Source organism: Flavobacterium sp. N502540 (assembly GCF_025947365.1).
GTDB lineage: Bacteria > Bacteroidota > Bacteroidia > Flavobacteriales > Flavobacteriaceae > Flavobacterium.
Genome location: NZ_CP110012.1, coordinates 5,365,982 through 5,383,771 on the forward strand (window position 1 = coordinate 5,365,982; position 17,790 = coordinate 5,383,771).

Sequence of the window (17,790 nt, forward strand, 5' to 3'; positions counted from 1 at the left end):
TTCAGCTAGCGAACGGGATTTCTCTTATTATAAATTATAAAATTACAGGTTGTACATTTTTTTTCTTAATTCCTGAATTTTTTCATCGTCCAGGTATTCGTCAAATGTCATGTAACGGTCTATGACTCCGTTTGGTGTTAACTCCACTACTCTGTTACCAACAGTTTGTGCAAACTCGTGGTCATGTGTGGTGAAAATTACGGAACCTTTAAAATTTTTCAATGAGTTATTAAAAGCTGTAATGGACTCCAGATCTAAGTGATTGGTTGGTTCATCAAGCATTAAGATATTGGCTCTCTCCATCATCATTCTGGATAGCATACAACGTACTTTTTCCCCTCCTGATAATACGCGGCTTGTTTTTAACGCCTCTTCTCCGGAGAAAATCATTTTCCCTAAGAATCCTCTAATAAAAACCTCATCACGCTCTTCTTCTGTTTTGGCGTACTGGCGTAACCAATCTACCAAAGTCAGATCATTTTCAAAGAACGAATGATTCTCAGCCGGTAAATAAGCCTGATTGGTTGTAATTCCCCAATCAAAAGTTCCGGCATCTGCCTTTTGTTCGTTGTTCAAAATTTGGTAGAATGCTGTTGTAGCACGTGAATCTTTAGAGAAAAGAACGATTTTATCGCCTTTTGCCATGTTCAGATCAACATCTTTAAACAAAAGATCACCATCGATAGAAGCTGCCAGACCTTCAACATTCAAAATCTGATCTCCTGCTTCACGATCCTGATCAAAAATAATTGCAGGATAACGACGGCTTGAAGGTTTAATTTCAGAAATATTCAATTTCGAAATCATTTTTTTACGAGAAGTAGCTTGTTTAGATTTCGCAACGTTTGCACTAAAACGACGAATAAATTCTTCAAGTTCCTGTTTCTTCTCTTCTGCTTTTTTATTCTGCTGTGCACGCTGTTTTGCCGCTAATTGGCTGGACTCGTACCAGAAAGTATAGTTTCCTGAATAGTGGTTTATTTTCCCAAAATCAATATCAGAAATATGTGTACAAACGGCATCTAAAAAGTGACGGTCGTGAGATACTACAATTACAGTATTTTCATAATTCGCAAGGAAGTTCTCTAACCACGCAATGGTTTCAAAATCCAGGTCGTTGGTAGGCTCATCCATGATCAGCAAATCTGGATTTCCAAAAAGTGCCTGCGCTAAAAGCACACGTACTTTAATTTTTCCTTCCAAATCACCCATTAGAGTATAATGATCTGCCTCTGTGATTCCTAAGTTAGACAACATGGCCGCAGCATCAGAGTCGGCATTCCAACCGTTCATTTCTTCAAACTGAACCTGAAGTTCTCCAATTCTGTCTGCGTTTTTATCGTTGTAGTCTGCATAAAGTTCATCCATTTCTTTCTTAACAGCATACAAAACTTTATTTCCCATCAAAACAGTTTCCAAAACCGTATGCTCATCGAACATGTTGTGATTTTGGTTCAAAACCGACATACGTTTTCCCGGTTCTAAATGAATATGCCCTGAAGTAGGATCAATATCTCCCGCTAAGATTTTTAGAAAAGTAGATTTTCCAGCACCATTGGCTCCAATAACTCCATAAATATTCCCATGAGTGAAAGTAGTATTTACTTCGTCAAACAAAATTCGTTTGCCAAACTGAACTGATAAATTATTGACTGTTAACATGAATGTCTTTTTAATTAATTTGGTGCAAAAGTATGAAAAAAGGTTCAGAGTTGCAAAGGCCTTATGTTTATTGTAAAATGTGGATTGTGTGGGTTGTGAAATGCTAATTGTTAATTGTAAAACACTTCTTTTTACTCCAATGTGATAACATCTTACGTTTACATCTTACAGTTCACATCTCACACACTACATCTTACTCTCTTTAGCCAAAGCGACTTCTAAACTCTCAAAATTAGGAAGTACTTTAGCAATCATTCCTTCTTTGTTTAAAATAAAATGCGTTGGGAATGAATTTAACTGCAAAGCCTCATTCATGTATACTTTCATATCGGGAATAACGGAATATGACAATGGTTTTCTTGTCAGAAATGTTTTTAACTGCACTGCAGAATCTTCTGCAAGGCTTAAAAACAGGATATCTTTTCGGTCTTTGTATTCCGCGGCTAATTTGTTGACTTGCGGAAATTCTCTGATACAGGGTGTGCAATGAATGTACCAGCATTTGATGACAACTATCTTTCCTTTCATCGATTCGTTTGAAACCAGATTACCTTCTAAATCTTTAAAAGAGAATGGAGGAAAAACAGTTCCTTCCATTTTATAGTTTTTAAGAGCATCAAAACCTAGTTGATTCATCGTTGCTTTTATACTGGTATCTGAATTGGGCTGAATTGTAAACAATTTGTAGCAATAGGTCCCCTGCTCTGACTTTAATCGGATTGGAATATAATTTCCATTTGCTAATTGATCCAGAAAAGTTTCTTTGGAGATTTCCTTTGAAAGAGCATCCAACGCTAGAAAATCCCTCGAAAGCATAATACTTTTACTTTGGTAGACTGACCAATCGCTAAACGTTTTTTGAATCTGAATAGGATCAACTTCGGGTTCGCTAAATTTTGTCTGAGCTGTCGTTATCGTAGAAATTAACACTAAAATTACGAGACAGATTGATTTTTGCATGACTTTTTAAATGAGTTATAAAATCCAAAAGTACTTAAAATTTGATTTTAGACTCCCGAAAGAATCTCAAAAAACATATTTTATTAAAAGACCTGGCAATGGTATTGCCAGGTCTTTTGGGTTATTGCACGAAAAAACTAAATAATCTCCTTAATTCTGAATATTTGTTTAGAAAAAATTAATTTAAAAAATTCATCACTTTGATTGATTTTTTATTTCCTGCGCTGTCTGTCACTACAACCACAAACAATTGTCTGGTAGAAAAACTATGATCGTGAAGTAAGACTTCTTTGTTATTTAGAACATTTTTGTAATTTACTATTAATTGCCCGATCGTATTGAATACATCAACCTGAGCAATATCTTCACTATCATTTGTTACTGATAAAACATCATTTTTAAAATAAACTACCGTTTTACCATTAGGTTCAATTTTTTCTAATACCATTTTTTTACTTGCTGATTGCGAAGCGAAATACGCTGCATAAGCTTTAGAAAATTCAGATGAATTACCACAAGAAGATGCGTCCCAGTTGATTGACCAGGTCATAACTCCTCTCAAATCAGGATAAGGTCCACCTTTTAAAGTATAGGTTCTTCCCGGGAAAGTAGTTCCCTTCGTTAGATAATCGAACGCCTGAATTCCTTTTTCAGCAGTTAGATAACCTCCTCCCGCTGCAGAAGTGCATGCCGGAAGACCAAACATTATTTTTGATTGCGGCAATGGTTGGAAATAAAATCCAGTAGTAGCTACATTAAACCCTTTCATAAGCATTTCTGACATTGAGGTAAGAAAATTCGGTGTTGCTTGTGAATAAGCTACATTATCAAGTCCCAGTATTGATCCTGAGTTGTACAATTGTACCATTAAAAGATCTAGTTCTTTACGCAAATTGTAAATCACAGGAAGGAATGAGCCCGGTCTATTTCCGTAATTAGAATATCCTCCCTGTACATAGTAAGCTTCCGGAGCCGCGGTTAAAATAAATCCACTTCCATAATTTGCTTTCAACTCTTTAAAAGCATCTACAACATTTTTTAATTTTGGATAAGCCGAAATTGACGCATAAGAAAAATCAGTTAATACTCCTGCACCGAAATCCATAGAAGTTCCTTCAAAATCAATATCAACTCCATCAAAATTATAATAATCAATAATTTCTTTTAATCCCTTTACAAAAACATCTTTCTGGGCAACAGTATTCAGTTCTACATGACCATTTTGTCCTCCAATTGAAACAATAACCGGAATCCCTTTGTCTCTCAGAAATTTAATATCGTCCTTTAATAATTGAGGATTAAAACTATTAACTCCGCCATACTTTTCCTTATTTATAACCAAAACCGGAGTGTAACCATCTCTGTTAACGGTTTCAATGAAAGCATACACTACTACATTAAATTTCTTGTCTCCCAATTGATTGAAGTACAAGAAAGGTGCACTATCATTGTCCCATGCATGAGCATAACCCAAAATTACTTTTGCCGGTAACGGATTGAAAGACGAACTAATGATACTAATGGATTGATTGAATGCTTTTACTCCGCCAGCATTGTCTGTTGCCGTTACTACGATTGCATAATTTTTATAGGTATTTGGTGTAAAAGTATAATTGTAAGCGGTTCCGGTTCCTTTTGTCATTGGAAACGAAACTCCGTCAATACTGATCGAAACACTTGCAACAGTACCATCGGTATCGGTTACATTTACACTAACCGGAACGGGTTGAAATCCTGAAACCTGATTAATGGTTGTTGATGCTGGAGTAATCCACGCAATTTCCGGCAATACATTCGGGCAAGAAGCTCCTGAACATTGCAAATAGAATGCTTTTGTATTCTCGGCCGTAACACTATTGGATGCTGTTGCCGTTGCTTTTAAAGTATAGTTTTTATTAAAATCTGCCACAGCAGGTGTCCAGTTGGCCACATATTCTGTTCCTGTAGCGAGTGTTCCTGTAATATTTTGTCCGTTGATATTGAATATTACTGACGAAATACTAACCGTTGGATCTGCAAAAGTCAAACTTGCATTTGCTTTAAGCTGAATTACTGTTCCCGGTACAATCGCTACAGTTGCCAATGACGGACTTGTTATTGTAACCTGAGGGGCAACTGAACTTGAATTGAAGTTATAAACCTGAGGTGTTACTGGCATGGCAAAGCTAGCCAAATTAGTGGGAGAATACACAACATTACTGTTTTCCCAAACATTCAATTTTAAACTTGCAACTGTAGTATATCCCGCTAAAGCCGAATTGTTATAACTAAAATTTCCTGAAGCATCCGTTGTTGCCATGATACTTACATAACCGTGCGTACTATCTGTCCAAGGTAAAATCAATTCTACTTTTGCTCCTGCTATAGGAGTTGAACCACTTTTTACAGTTCCACTAATTAAAGCTCCACCCGAAATATTTTGCGTGAAGTTCAATATTTTATTAGCACTAATTGCTGTATAAATGGTTGATCCCGGGCTAAAAGTTAATCCTGCTTTTGCTGCTGTAATAATATAGTCTAATCCCGCGACCAAATTGGCTATAACATAATTTCCTGAAGCATCTGAAACTGAAGTTAAAGTTGTAGTTCCTGAAGTTGCTGAAATAGTTACTCCGCCTACCGCTGTTGTTCCATTTAAGACTGTTCCGCTAACTGTATAATATACCGGCGTAGCTATTTGTGTAAAATTCAAAGTTTTATTGCTATTTATTGCACTATAAACTGTTGAAACCGGTGTAAAACTTAAACCTGATTTTGCAGCTGTTACGGTATAATTTGTTCCTGAAATCAAATTAGCAATACTATAATTTCCAGAAGCATCTGAAACTGAAGTTAAAGTTGTAGTTCCTGAAGTTGCCGAAATAGTTACTCCAGCTATCGCCGTTGTTCCGTTTAAAACTGTTCCGCTAACTGTGTAATATATCGGCGCAACTATTTGCGTAAAATTCAATATTTTATTTGAATTTATTACAGCATAAACTGTTGAAACCGGTGTAAAACTCAAACCTGATTTTGCAGCTGTTACCGTATAATTTGCCCCTGAAACCAAATTAGCAATACTATAATTTCCAGAAGTATCTGAAACCGCGGTCAAAACTGTTGTTCCGTCTGTAGCAGTCACCGTCACACCGGCAACCGGAGCTGTTCCGTTTAAAACTGTTCCGCTAACTGTATAAGTTGGTGTAACTACATTAGTATTAAAATCGTATACTGTCGGATTTGTCGGAACCGCAAAGCTGGTCAAATTAGTTGGAGAATAAACAACATTATTGTTTTCCCAAGCATTCATTTTTAAACTTGAAATAGTAGTATATCCTGCTAAAATGGTGTTGTCAAAACTATATTTCCCTTGTGCATCTGTAGTTGCAATTTTACTCATATACGGATGTGAATTATCTGTCCAAGGTAAAATTAATTCTACTTTTGCTCCCGAAACCGGAACAGAACCATTTTTAACTGTTCCGCTAATTTTGCTTACTCCAGCGACAATAACATCCTGACTGAAGTTTAATGTTTTGTTCGCTGTTAAATTGTTATATACTGTTGAAACCGGTGTAAAACTCAAACCTGATTTTGCAGCCGTCATTGTGTAATCAGCACCAGATGGCAAACTAATACTATATGTTCCGCTTGCATTAGAAACTCCTGTAAAAGTCCCTCCGGTTGAAGTCGCCGTTACTGTAACTCCCTGAATCGAAGTCGTTCCGTCAAGAACTGTTCCGCTAACTGTATAATATACCGGCGTGGCTACTTGGGTAAAATTCAAAGTTTTATTGCTATTTATTGCATTATAAACTGTTGAAACCGGTGTAAAACTTAAACCTGCTTTTGCAACTGTTACGGTATAATTTGCACCTGAAACCAAATTAGCAATACCATAATTTCCAGAAGTATCTGAAACCGCAGTCAAAACTGTTGTTACGTCTGTAGCGGTCACAGTTACACCAGAAACTGCAGTTGTTCCGTTTAACACTGTTCCACTTATTGTGTAATAGGTTGGATTTATAGCATTTGTGTTAAAATCATACGTTTTAGGGGCTGCCGGAATCGGAAAACTTGCCAGATCGGATGGTAAATAAGTAAGTCCCCCATTCTCCCAAGCATTTAATTTAAGACTTGTAACAGTCGTATATCCTGCCAAAACAGCATTATCAAAACTGTATTTTCCTTCTGCATTTGTTGTGGCATATTTAACCTGATAAGGGTGCGTGTTGTCTGTCCAGGGTAAAGTTAATTCTACTTTGGCTCCTGAAACTGCAACAGATCCTTTTTTGATTGTTCCACTAATTATAGGAACAACTACACTTTGTCTCAAGTTTAATGTTTGGTTTGCCATTAAATTAGTATAAACCGTTGATGCCGGTGTATAACTGTAACCTGGTGAAGCGGCCGTTACCGTATAATCAGCACCAGATGGCAAACTAATACTATATGTTCCGCTTGCATTAGAAACTCCTGTAAAAGTGGCTCCTCCCGAAGTTGCAGAAACAACAACTCCTGAAACCGGTGTTGTACCGTCTAAAACTGTTCCGCTTGCCGTATAGAATATCTGAGTTCCCTGAATAGCTATTCCTGTTTGATTAGTTGTTACGTTAGCAAGATTAACCGGAGTAAAAGTATAAGATGTCTTTGCTGCAGTGACCTTGTAATTTTGACCTGAGGTCAAATTATTGAATGTAAAATTTCCTGTTGCAGAAGTTAAAGTTTGTAAAACCGCATTACTGTCATCACGCAATTCAACAGTTACGCTTGTTAATAAAGCTGTTCCGTTTTTTACTGATCCTGTGATGCTCACTGTTCCCAGTACAATACTTCCAAATGAAGTGTCAACCTGAGTTAATAGTGAATTTGGCACTGTACCTCTGGTATCTTGCGATATTTCCCAGATCATACCACCGGCAAGATTTCTGGATTTAATATACTGAACTTTTAAATCTATTGATTGTTTATCTTCATAGGTGATAAACTGTTTCAAAGTAGTATTGTACAAATAAGGAACTTTAGTAGTGTTATCAAAATATCGTACCCAGCCTGCGGCTGCTGCGGCTGGCGTAACCAACATGGTGTTTGGATCCAGATAAGCATGTGAATTAGTAACAGGATTCCCCACTAAATCACAAATTTCTATACTCCCGGATTTCTCACAAGCGGCTGGTGTATCCCAGGTTCCTGTCGGAGGTTGCGGATTTGTACATCCCGGAACTACATCCCTTGGTGCACTAACAAATAGTCCCGGTAAGCTAGGATTGTTTCCATTATTGGCTACATGCTCAAACTTTTTCCCGTAAAAAGGCAATCCCATAATCAGTTTACTCGCCGGAAAACCAATTACATTCAGATACTGACTGGTTAGCTCATCTAATGATTCGGACTGGGCAGCACCGTATAGCGGATCGTTTGCATTTCCGCTGGCATACAATGGAGCATTGTAGCAGGTTTTATCATACCAGTTTCCTCCAAAATCATATCCAAAATAGGTAATGTAATCGCAATAGGTCGAAATATCTTCGGTCATTCCATATTGCGTTCTATTGTTTGGCCCTAAATACTGTATGGATGCATCCCGAACATTATTTCCCGCAGCAATAGTAATTAATTTATTGGGCATGACCTGACGCATTGCTTTTAATAAATACACTAAGTTTTTATTGTCGTCCGGACTGTGTTTCTGTGCAGGAATCAGAGCTCCATTAATAATTTCGGTACCGTCTGTTCCTCCTTTGACAGGATATTCCCAATCGATATCAAATCCGTCAATAAAAGGATAAGTAACAATGAAGTTTGCCATATCTGCAGCTAAAGCAGCTCTTGCCACCGGACTTGCGGCAATTGGAGAAAGATCCTGACCTTTGGTCCAGCCTCCGACAGAAATTAAAATTTTCAAATGCGGATACTTTTCTTTTAACTTCTTCAAATCATAAAAATTCCCTTTTACAGGAGCATCCCATGGGATTCCGCCTTCCATATGATCAAAATCAGCATAGGTATCCAAAGATTTTAACTTGGTGTTTTCAGGGTGAGCAGGATCAAAATCAGTCCCAAAAAAAGAATAATTCAAATGTGTCAACTTATTCCCGTCTATCTTGGGAACATTGAAATCCCGGGCATAAATCGCCCACTGTGCATAATAGCCCACTACTTTCTTACCATGAGCGGGTTGAGCCAGCACAAGTAAAGGAAATAGCAGGAAAACGAGCAATCTGTAGTAATTTCTCATAGCTAAATATATTAATGGTTAAAAAAAAATCTGCAGTAATTCCTAATTAAAACTCTGAAAATGAATACGAAACTGGTGTTTAAATATGATAAGTGCTCCTAAAAAAAGATGGACTTAGTGCCAAATCAATACACCGAAATAGTTCTTTTTGATAAGAGAATACAGTTTAAAGCACACATAATAAATTGGGGAACACTAATGCAAAAACTATTTATCGGTATCTTCTTATCTATTTTAAATTGCGATATAATTCTTTCAGGGGTCATGAATTACAAAGCATAGTATAAAAAACTTAACCTTTTGGACAAAATTGAACAAAATTTAATTTTAGCATATAGAAGCATAAGTATAACATCCTAATAAAAAGGTAAAAGAGAAGTCTTGCCTGTAAATGCTTTAACATGGGGTTTAATTGTCTAAACGTCTTTTAAGTTTATAAAAACCATGTTTCTACCTGTTAAAAGATTACGACCAACGGCTAAAACTTATTTAAATTGAGCTCCAATCACATTTTAAAGTTTTTTTAGTTGCGAAATTTAATCTTCTCTCAAGAAAAGAAGCCTGTCAAAATGCGGTCTTTCGATTGTTACGAATTATTCTTTATATCAAGTTTACTCCTTAAATAGCTTATCTCGGCTTTTAAGGTATCTATTTGTTCTTTGTAAAGTTCTCTTTCTTTAGCAAAGTGAGTTTTAAGTTCATTAATCTCCTCTTTGTTTGTTATCAAATTAGAACTGAACAATTTGTTCTCATGAAAATTAACGATATAATTCATGTGCAGATTTAAGGCTAAAGAAATTTTCTGTAATTTCTCAAAACTAATCTTTGTCTTACCTCTCTCCATATCTGAATAGGCAGCTTGTGACATCTCCAGCAAATCAGCTACGTATTGCTGAGAATATCCTTTAATAATCCTTATCTTTCTTACATTCTCCCCGATCATTCTTTTTTTTTCAAAAGTAAGAAATTATTTACTTATTTTACAGAAAATTCTTAAATAAAAATGAATTAAATATCCGATAAAACTTATAAAATACAATCAAATATTATGATTTTAAGATTGATATATTATTTTGAAGATGGACAAAAAAAACCCGACAATACAATTGTCGGGTTTATAATGCGCTTCCTTCAGGTGAAAACCAAATAACAAATCACCTCAATTTGCAGCATTTATTCGAAATAAAAATTAGATTAAAAAATAAATAACCAAACTCAATTTTAACCATTCCAATTTTTTATTTCTGTATTTTTCATTCTTCAATATTGTCCTTTTAGTTCAAAAAGTTCATTACTTTGAATGATTTTTTATTTCCTGCTTTATCCGTCACCACAACTAAAAATAATTGCTTAGTGGTAAAGCTGTAGTTATGAAGTACAACTTCTTTGTTTTGATGAACATTTCTATGACTTACCAATGGTTGTCCAATAGTATTGAAAACTTCTACCTGAGCAATATCTTCAGAGTCAGTTGTCACTAATAAAGCATCATTTTTAAAGTAAGCGATAGTTGTACTTTTCGTTTCGATTCCTTCAGGCAACGCTCTTGCGGCAGTCTGTCCTGCAAAATAAGCTGCATACGCCTTAGACAATTCAGATGAATTACCACAAGAAGAAAAATCCCAGTTAACAGACCAAGTCATAAAACCTCTTAATAAAGGATAAGGTCCGCCTGGCTGCATAGTGTATGTTCTTCCTGAAAAAGTGGTTCCGGTTCTTAAATAATGCATCGCACTAACTCCTTCTGCCGGTGTTATAAAACCACTACCTGCCGCACTTGGACAAGCTGGTAAAGCAATAAGGATTTTTGAAGGCGGTAAACCATCAAAACGCATTCCTGTTGTACCAATGTTGTACCCTTTTATCAACATATCGGTCAGGGCAGTTACCATATTTCCTCTCTTAGACGAACCATAATACTGACCGTCTAATCCGTTCTCTCCTCCTGTATTATACAATTGTACGGCTAACAAATCTAATTCATTACGCAAGTTGTGAATAACTGGCAGGAAGGAACCAAAAGTATCATTATAGGTAGAATATCCTCCTTGTACATATTGTGTTTCCGGAGCGGCAGTTAATATAAATTTAGGGCCATAGTGAGCTTTTAATTCTTTGAAAGCATCCACTACGTTTTTTAATCTTGGATAAGCTGAAATACCCGCATAAGAAATATCTCTTAAACCTCCTGCGCTAAAATTCATCGATCCGCCTTCAAAATCAATATCAACTCCATCAAATTGGTACTCGTCAATAATGGCTTTCAAACCATTAACAAAGATATTCTTTTGAGTTACGTTCTCTAAAACAACATGACCATTTTGACCTCCGATAGAGACAATAACAGGAACCCCCGTATTTCTTAAAGATTTTATATCATTTTTCAACAATTGCTTATCGAAAACACCATTGGTCAAATATCTGGCGTCATTTGTAGTCAATACCGGGGTATAACCATCACGGTTAACCGTTTCTACGAAGGCATAATCTACTACGTTAAATTTACTTCCCACTATTTGAGAGAAATATAAAAATGGAGCTCCAGTATTTTCCCAGGAATGAGCATACCCTAAAACAATTTTAGCTGGAAGTGGATTAAATACACGAATATCATTAGTAATATTGATATCATTGTTTAATGTAGCTACAGCCGCTTTATTATCGGTTGCTTTGATTACAACCGGATAAAGTTGATGAGCAGCTGGCATGAAATTATACGTATAGGTATTATTTGTACCTGCTGTCATATTGAAAGTACTTCCATTGATTGTAATCGTAACACCTGAAACCGATCCGTCACTATCAACAGCCGTAACCGAAATTGGCACAATCTGGAAAGAAGGTTGGTTTATAGTAGTGTTCACCGGTGCATTCCAGGTAATTACAGGCAATGAATTAGGGCAATTTGTCCCTGAACATTGTAACGCAAACGCTTTTGTATTTTCTGCAGTCGCACCGCTTGATGCAGTTACGGTTGCTTTTAATGTATAATTTTTATTGAAATCTGCTAAAACCGGCGTCCAGTTTGCTACGTATTCTGTTCCTGAAAGCGCTGCTGTAATATTTTGTCCGTTGATGTTGAACACCACTGACGAAATAGTTAAGCTGGCATCTACACTTGCAGTTGCTTTTAGCTGTATCGCAGTTCCCGGAGCAATAGCTACCGTTGCTGCTGAAGGTGCAGTAATGGTAACCTGAGGTGGTGTAACCGCATTTCTATTGAAATTATAAACCGTTGGTGTTGTTGGCATTGCAAAATTTGCGAGATTATTTGGGAAGTAACTTACTTCACCATTTTGCCAAGAATTTAATTTCAAACTTAAAACTTGCGCGTAACCCGCTGTAACTGTGTTGTCATAGCTAAAGTTCCCCTGAGCATCTGTTGTTGCCAAAACGCTTTTCCATGGATGCGTGTTATCAGTCCAAGGCACAATAAGTTCTACTTTTGCATTTGCAACCGGTGCTGTACCATTTTTAACCGTACCGCTAATCAGATTAGCACTTACCAAATTTTGCGTAAAGTCAAGAGTTTTGTTACCAGACTCTGTTGTCGAAACTGCTGAAACCGGAGCAAATGTCAGGTTCGTTTTAGCAACAGATACCTTATAATCTGATCCTGAAGTTAAACCTGCAAAAGAATAAGCTCCATTTCTATCTGTTGTCGCAGTTAAAACTGTCGTACCTGAAACTGCCGAAACTACAGCTCCTGATACCGGAGTAGTTCCGTTTAGAACTTTTCCGCTCATTGCATAAGAGGACGTTCTTGCGGTAGCAGCAGTATTGAAATTATAAACCGTAGGGGTTGCCGGAACAGCAAAACTGGTCAAATTATTTGGAAAATAATTAACGTCGTTATTTTGCCACGCATTCAATTTCAAACTCGAAATGGTAGTATATCCGTCTACAACTGAATTGGCAAAGCTATAATTTCCTTGTGCATCTGTTGTTGCCAAAACACTTTTCCATCCGTGGGCATTATCAGTCCAGGGTAAAACGATTTCTACTTTAGCTCCTGCAACCGGAACTGTACCGTTTTTAACTGTACCGCTAATTTTACTGGTTCCAACGTTATACTCGGTTAAATTTAAAATTTTGTCGGCTATTAAATTGGTATAAACTGTTGAAGCCGGAGTATACGTTTTACCAGGAGCCGCAGCCGTTATGGTATAATTTCCTCCTGATGGCAAACTAAGACTATAACCGTTTGCAGTAGAAGTTGCTGTAACAGTTGCTCCTGTAGAAGTCGCTGTAACAGTTACTCCGGAAGCCGGTGTAGTTCCGTTTAAGATCGTACCACTAACTGTATAATATACAATCGCAGGACCCTGAGCAAAATTTAACGTTTTATTGCTATCAATTGCATTATAAGTTGTCACAGCTGGTGTATAAGGGAAGCCTGTTTTGGCAGCTGTAACTGTAAAATTAAGCCCGGCTGTTAAACCTGTAATACTGTAGGTTCCATTAGTACCGGAAACAGCAGTTAAAACAGTCGTACCGGAAGTAGCAGTAACAGTAACTCCTGAAACCGGTGTAGTTTCTGTTGGTGTAGTGTTGGTAACAGTTCCGCTAACGGTATACAATGGCTGTGTTCCCTGAATCACAACCCCTGTCTGATCAGCAGCAACATTTGTTAAGCTAACTGGTGTAAAACTATAAGCAGCTTTTATCGCTGTAAGGATATAGTTTTGATTCTTTGGTAAATTATAAAATGTAAAATTACCTGTTGGAGACACTACACTTTCTATAACTGCATTACTTGCATTTCTAATCTCTACAGTAACGTTAGTAACCAAAGCTGTTCCATTTTTTACAGAACCTCCAATACTAACTGTTCCGGGAACGATACTTTTAAACGAAGTATCTACCTGAGTTAAAAGTGAATTAGGGATAGAGCCTCTGGTATCCTGAGATAATTCCCAAATCATACCACCGGCCAGATTTTTAGATTTGATGTACTGTACTTTTAAATCCATTGATTGTTTATCTTCATAACTGATAAACTGTTTCAAACTACTGTTATACAAATAAGGAACTTTGGTCGTGTTATCAAAATACCTTACCCAACCTGCAGCAGCTGCCGTTGGTGTAACTAACATGGTATTAGGATCTAAAAAAGCATGTGAATTGGTAACCGGATTTCCAACCAGGCCACAAATTTCGATACTTCCGGATTTCTCACAAGCCGCCGGCCCATCCCAGGTTCCTGTTGGGTTTTGCGGATTTGTACAGCCTGCAACATTATATCTTGGTGCAGCAACAAATAACCCCGGAAAGTTTGGATTGGTTCCGTTATTGGCAACGTTGTCAAATTTCTTGCCGTAAAAAGGCAATCCCATGATTAATTTATTGGCAGGAAAACCAACTACATTCAAATAGATGTTCGTCAACTCATCAAGTGACTCTGACTGAGTTGCACCATACAATGGATCATTCGGGTTTCCGCTTCCATAAAGAGGAGCATTATAACATGTTTTATCATACCAGTTTCCGCCAAAATCATATCCAAAGTAAGTAATGTAATCACAGTACGTTGAAATATCTTCGGTCATTCCATACGATGCCCTGTTGTTTGGCCCTAAATATTGCTTAGGGACATTTCGAACATTGTTTCCGGCAGCAATAGTCACCAGTTTATTAGGCATTGCCTGACGCATGGCTTTTAGTAAAAGTACAAGGTTCTTGTTGTCATCCGGGTGGTATTTTTGTGGAGGAACCGGGATTCCGTTCACGATTTCAGTACCGTCTGTTCCTCCCATAAGAGGATACTCCCAGTCGATATCAAATCCGTCAATAAACGGATAAGTGACTATGAAGTTTGCCATATCTGCAGCTAAAGCAGCTCTTGCCACCGGACTTGCGGCAATTGGAGAAAGATCCTGTCCTTTGGTCCATCCTCCAACAGAGATTAAAATTTTTAAATGCGGATACTTTTCTTTTAACTTTTTCAAATCATAAAAATTCCCTTTTACAGGAGCATCCCATGGAATTCCGCCTTCCGTATGCTCATAATCAGCATAGGTATCCAAACATTTTAATTTTGTATTCTCCGGACGGGCAGGGTCAAAAGTTGTCCCGTAAAAAGAATAATTCAAATGGGTTATCTTGCTCCCGTCTATCTTGGGAACGTTGAAATCCCGGGCATAAATAGCCCATTGCGCATAATACCCTACTACTTTTTTGCCATGGGCTGGTTGGGCCGACGCAAGTAAGGGAAACAGTAACATAAAGAGTAATCTGTAATAATGTTTCATAGTTAATAAATATTGGTTAATAGATAATAAATATTCCAATTACAATACCTTATCTCCCAAAATGCGGCAAATAAATACGATAACCGGGGTTCAATACACCGCGAATAAATAACATCACGGCACACTGGATTTTTAATTCATTACTTCTAAAAATAAATATTACTATTACTGATCCTAGCCATAATCATTAGTGAATAGTAGTGACTGATATTTATTTAATTTTAAAAAAAATTAGTTTAAACACAGAAGATAAATTTGGGATTCATCAATCTAAATACTTTACTTTTTGTCATGTTTGTGGTATGCGACTTACTATTTGGTTTTTAAATGTTAATACTTCTTTTTATGGTTATAATTGTATGTTTATTCTTTGGTCAAGAGTTAAAGATGTAATGTAGTCTACCATAATTATCTCTGCCAGAAACCTATATGGCAGAGATAACGAATTACTAAATAATCATGGTAAAAAAAACATACTAAATACTAACTCAAACAAATCTTTAAATTAATTTTTTAAGACTTTCATATACTGACAACTCAACATCAGCGTGGTCTTTACTGTTACATAGCTCTATTAAATTTTTCAGATCATCCCCTTTTAAAGTTGATTTGTTATCTAAAACAAGTAATAGTTCTTGTGATGCATCATTCAATTTTTTGGACAGAGGTAAAAAGTGTTGTATCAAAGGTGCATTTGCACTCAATTCTACCAGTCCTTTGTTTACAGCAATCCATTTGTTTAAAAATGCGGTTACTTTTGCTTTATTCTCCGGAGTCTTATTTGCTAAATATTGCGCTACTGCATCGTCAAAAGCCAAAGAGTCTTTAGCATCCGGTGTACAGGCATCTGCAAAAAGAGTTAACGGAGAGTACATTTGATATTCCGTTCCTCCTTTATTTCGTTTGTAACCTTTTAAAGGCTCGCAAACGTTTGTAAATTCTTCTACAAAATCTGTATTTTGATTGTTCGAGATATTTCTTAAAATCACATCCTTATTGCGAATGTGTGTCAATCCAAGTTCTTCTAATCTGAAAGAAACTACATCGAGACGTTTACGCATGCTGGCCAAATCGGTTATATCTTCGGCTGACCAAAGTCGTTCTGCAATTGCAGCTGTTCTTGGCCAAAGTCTGGAATCTATAGTTGCTGATGATACGAGTTCTGTCCACATTGTTGCTTCACCTCCCAATACTCTCGCTTTTTCTTCGGTGGATAAATTGGCTCCCTTTGGCATAGGGTCATTCAAATAATGACTTGCCACTGGATACATTAAATCAATATAATATCCATTGGACATTACGGTTTTATATCCTTTTTTTACTGATTCAATCAACGACTGACCTGCTACTACTCCTTCATTAGGACCTCTCCAGGCATGAATAATGGCATCTTTTGACATATTCTTAGTCAAAATTTCCTCCCAGCCCATTAACTGTTTCCCATGTTTTTTAAGCATCGGAATTAACTGCATGGTAAAATAAGTCTGCAGTTCATGATTGGTTGTTAACTTATTTTTCTTTTTAAACTCCTGAATTTTTGGATTTGCATCCCAGTCCTTTCCTTCGTTTTCATCTCCTCCGATATGAAAATAAGCACCTGGAAATAACGGGCAAACCTCATCAAATAATTCACTTAGTAATTGGTATGTTTTAGGATTTGAAGGATCTAATGTTGGTGAAAAAATACCCGCATTTCTTTCAATTCCATAGGTCGCAATTGCGGTTCCCTGAATGTTTTTTTCAGAAGTTCCTCCTGTCAGTGTGATTACTTTACTTCCAATCTCAGGATAAGCTGTAAGTATTGCAGATGCGTGACCAGGAACATCTATTTCCGGAACGATTAAAATACCGCGCTCATCAGCATATTTTACGATATTTTTAATTTCCTCTTGTGTGTAATACATTCCATCCGAAGCTTTTTCAATTAGTTTTAGATGTTTTTTCATTTCAATTCTCCAACCCTGATCGTCCACCAAATGCCAGTGAAGAACATTCATTTTCATAGCTGCCAATCCGTCAATATTTCTTTTGATCACATCTACCGGCTGAAAATGTCTTGCCGCGTCGACCATCAGACCTCTCCAGGTAAATCTTGGAAAATCGGAGACTTTTGATACCGGAAAATAAAAGGAGTTGTTCGTATTCTGCAACATTTGCAATAAGGTTTCAAGCCCGTGCAGTGCTCCTAAATCGCTTGTTGCATTGATTGTAATTTTGTTTGGCTTGATATCCAAGTGATAGCTTTCATCTTCATACAAACCAATTTTTCCGCTCTTGGTACAATTGATTTGAAGTTCAGCTGTTGGGACTTCATTTAATTTGGTAATAAATCCCTGTTCGAAAAAAATACCGGTTCTACCATCTAGTCGACGCAAAAAGCGAGTTACTCCACCAAAAATTCGGGGATTTGGATTTCCGGTAATATTTACTTTAAAATTTTTATTTAACGCAAAATTACCATCACTTAACACAACGCTTTGAGGCCAGGGCATAAGGTTTAACTGCTCTTTTTTAATCTGAGCACTAGCAGTTACACCCGCTAATAGTAGGACTAATAAATATTTCATTTTTTTTGTTTTTGGAAAGATGTTGCTTTTATACAACATTAATAATAAATAATAGAAGCAAAACTCAGAATGATTTCGATTGAACCCTCACTACTCCTAATGAAATCAATCTGAATTTTGCATTTCGATCCGC

6 protein-coding genes are annotated in these 17,790 nt (G+C 36.8%); all 6 read right to left on the reverse strand.

Features of this window, described 5'->3' with window-relative positions:
- Positions 1–42 precede the first annotated feature (42 nt).
- Entirely contained in the window at positions 43–1,662 is a 1,620-nt protein-coding gene (locus tag OLM58_RS21965) for an ABC-F family ATP-binding cassette domain-containing protein (RefSeq protein ID WP_017497626.1), read from the reverse strand.
- Between the two features lie 186 nt (positions 1,663–1,848).
- Positions 1,849–2,622: a TlpA family protein disulfide reductase gene (locus OLM58_RS21970; protein WP_264530668.1), complete on the reverse strand. Its 774-nt coding sequence runs from the start codon at positions 2,620–2,622 to the stop codon at positions 1,849–1,851.
- A 178-nt stretch (positions 2,623–2,800) separates the two neighbouring features.
- Entirely contained in the window at positions 2,801–8,839 is a 6,039-nt protein-coding gene (locus tag OLM58_RS21975) for a glycosyl hydrolase family 18 protein (protein WP_264530669.1), read from the reverse strand.
- 586 nt (positions 8,840–9,425) lie between these two features.
- Positions 9,426–9,782, reverse strand: coding sequence for a helix-turn-helix domain-containing protein (locus OLM58_RS21980; RefSeq protein WP_264530670.1), 357 nt, complete (start codon positions 9,780–9,782; stop codon positions 9,426–9,428).
- A gap of 331 nt (positions 9,783–10,113) precedes the next feature.
- On the reverse strand, positions 10,114–15,090 hold the full coding sequence (locus OLM58_RS21985) for a glycosyl hydrolase family 18 protein (protein WP_264530671.1): 4,977 nt from the start codon (positions 15,088–15,090) through the stop codon (positions 10,114–10,116).
- Positions 15,091–15,590: 500 nt separating this feature from the next.
- The gene (locus OLM58_RS21990) at positions 15,591–17,657 is read right to left on the reverse strand and encodes a beta-N-acetylhexosaminidase (RefSeq protein WP_264530672.1); all 2,067 of its coding nucleotides are present in this window, start codon (positions 17,655–17,657) and stop codon (positions 15,591–15,593) included.
- Positions 17,658–17,790: the final 133 nt, after the last annotated feature.